Source organism: Arthrobacter sp. 05L45_2, assembly GCF_056397525.1.
The window spans coordinates 1-1792 of record NZ_JBFTNO010000329.1 but is presented as its reverse complement, the minus strand read 5'-3'; the positions used below and the strand labels follow the sequence as shown (position 1 = coordinate 1792).

The following is a 1792-nucleotide window of genomic DNA, read 5'->3' as shown; positions in this document are numbered from 1 at the left end:
GGACGGTCCGGCGACGCGTCCCGGCGGCCGCCGCGGGGCTAGTCTGTTACGAGTCGAAGGAGGCCGCCCAGTGATCGTCCAGTTGCGGATTTGCGTGCCGGAAAAGCTTTCCGCCGCGGTGGTGGACTGCTGCTCCGCCGGGGTGGGCGTCGCGGAGGTTGCCCTGCACCCGGGCGCCTCGGTGGTGCCGGCCGGCGACGTCGTCCTGGTCCTGGCGGCCCGGGAATCAGTCGAGGCGTTGATCGAGCAGCTTCATGGCCTCAACGTCCAGGACGTCGGGTCCATCTCGGTCACCACCCCTGACCTGGTGCTGTCCGATCGGGCGGACAAGGCCGTGGAGGCGGCGCCCGGGGAAGGCGCCGATGCGGTGATCTGGGACGAGGTCTCGCGGCAGACCGGGGAGGAATCCCGGCTGACGTGGAGCTTCCTGGCGTTCCTGGCGCTGGCGACGCAGCTGGCCGCGATCGGAATCGTCACCGATTCGACCATCGCAATCGTCGGTGCCATGGCCGTCGGCCCCGAATTCGGCCCGCTCGCCGCGCTGGCAGTGGCCCTCGTCCGGCGGCAGTGGCGGCTGGGACGCAGCGCCTCGCTCGCTCTGGGTGTGGGTTTTCCCGTGGCCATGCTGGCCGCGGCCTTCACCGCGTGGCTTTCCGTTCCGCTGGGGCTTTTCCCTGCCGATGCCCTGGACCGCGGCTCCGCCGTCGAGTTCATCTACCACCCGGGACCTTACTCGCTGATCGTCGCCCTGCTGGCGGGCACCGCGGGGATGCTGTCGGTAATCGGCCGGCGCTCCGCAGCCCTGATCGGCGTGTTCATCTCGGTCACCACCGTCCCGGCGGCCGGTTTTGTGGCGGTGGCCCTGGTCCTGGGCGAGTACCAGAAGGCGGCTGGTTCGGCCCTGCAGCTGTTCGTGAACCTTGCCGGGATTGTGGTCTCCGCAGTGGCGGTTCTGGTCTTCTACCGGCTCATCRCCAAACGCCGGCCGCCGGCTGCCGCAGGCGCCCTGCAGCCCAACGCACACCACCTGAGGCCCTGAGGCCCTGAGTCCCCGAAGCCCTGAAGCCCTGAAGCCCTGAAGGGACGTTACTTCCAGCCGGTCGCCTCGGACAGACGCTGGCCGAAGACAGTGGCCATGGAGGCCACGTAGGTTCTGGTCAGGTGGTTGTTGTCCTTGTAGACGAAGGTGTTCCCGACGATGCCCGGGCATGACTTTCCGTCGCAGATCAGATCCGTCATGTCCACGATCGACAGCCCAGGTATTTTGCCCCGCAGCGCCGAGAGGGGACTCTTCGCCGCGAGCACGTCGCGTTGGGCGCGCACGCAGTCCGGGCTGGCACTCCCCTTCTCGGCCGCACAMTCGGCAATGTTGAAATTGAAACGCGGGTTGTCACGTATGGCCACGACGTCCACGTGCCGTTCCGTCCAGAACCTTGCGGTTGCTTCGAAGGACGGGGACAGTTTTTCCGCCGGGGAGGAAACCGCCGCCGCCGTTCCCACGGTGATGATGGCGTCCGGCGGATTGTCGGTGACCTCCTCCGTCACAGCCGCGTTGAACGTGTCGCACGGAATCGAACGCCCCTGGGCGGAGATCGAGTAGCGGCAGCCTGCCCGGAGTATCGAGTACACACGCCAGCCGTTCTGCTTGCCGGCCGCATCGATGGCTGCCTGCCATTGCTGGGCATGGGAATCCCCGAGCACGAGGATGGTCTTGGTGGGTTTGCCGGACAGTGAGTTTTGCGAGCAGTTGCCCTTGAGTGAATGGTCTTCCGGCTCGAGGTCACCTGTACAG

2 protein-coding genes are annotated in these 1792 nt (G+C 67.1%); one reads left to right on the top strand and one right to left on the bottom strand.

Features of this window, described 5'->3' with window-relative positions:
- Positions 1-70: 70 nt before the first annotated feature.
- Complete coding sequence (locus tag AC1DHD_RS16100) at positions 71-1039, top strand: DUF389 domain-containing protein (RefSeq protein WP_476880669.1); 969 nt, start codon at positions 71-73, stop codon at positions 1037-1039.
- Between the two features lie 47 nt (positions 1040-1086).
- On the opposite strand, the gene AC1DHD_RS16095 is transcribed toward AC1DHD_RS16100, so the two are convergent.
- Positions 1087-1792, bottom strand: a 706-nt coding sequence (locus tag AC1DHD_RS16095) for an SGNH hydrolase domain-containing protein (protein WP_476880668.1), incomplete at its 5' end; no start/stop codon positions are given.